The 775-nt window shown below is 64.6% G+C and carries 1 protein-coding gene; it reads left to right on the top strand.

Annotated elements, in window-relative coordinates:
* The coding region (locus tag BVK86_RS28940) for a T6SS effector phospholipase Tle3 domain-containing protein (RefSeq protein WP_139315826.1) at positions 1 to 775 on the top strand (775 nt) is incomplete at both ends.

A 775-nucleotide genomic window follows, 5' to 3' on the forward strand; every position in this document is an offset into this window, starting at 1 on the left:
TCATGGGCCACAGCCAGGGCACCTTGATCGCGCTGTTGGCGCAGGCCCTGTTGATGGACAAGGGCCAGCGCTGCGCCGACACCCTCATTCTCGTGGACTCGCCTTACAGCGTACTGCCCAAGGTCACGCCCAAAGACCATGACACCCTCGCCACACTGATCGGTATTGTCAGCGCGGTGACGCAAACCCCTCATGCGCAGCCACCGCTGTCCGCGCTCAGGGATATCAAGACCTATGGCGGACGCAGCGGCCCTCGCTGGTCGCCGACGCAAGGTAGCCGGCCCGATAAAATCGGCAACCACACGGTGTTTCCCGAGCGCGACAATCGCGGCAAGGTGTATGTGTATTTTTGCCCGGATGACACCACCGTGGCGCTGGATGATGTGCAAGGCATCGGCACCTACGGCGTGCCCGATGCCACGCCCGACGGGCGACCGGCAATGACAGCCCTGCAATCCCTCGGCTTTTACCAACGGCTGTGGACCAAGCGCCAGCGTGACGGCGAGCCGGTGCTGGTGGGTAAATCGCCGCAGCCTGAATTCATTCGCGCGCCGGGCGAGCACCGTTACCCGGGCGCGTCCATGCTCATCGGCGTGGCTTCGCAAGCGCCGATCGCCAAGGGGCAGGAACGCCTGATCAATGCCGAGGCCCTGACCCCGCCCCATGCGCCGCAGATGTTTGGCGGCGAAGCCATCCAGGGCAGCCCGACCACTGCCGGCCTGGACAAACCCGATGAAGTTGCCAAAAGCATCGCCCTGGGCAAAGACGCCGCGAC

It is taken from the genome of Pseudomonas reinekei, from assembly GCF_001945365.1.
In the GTDB taxonomy this organism is placed as follows: Bacteria; Pseudomonadota; Gammaproteobacteria; order Pseudomonadales; family Pseudomonadaceae; genus Aquipseudomonas; species Aquipseudomonas reinekei.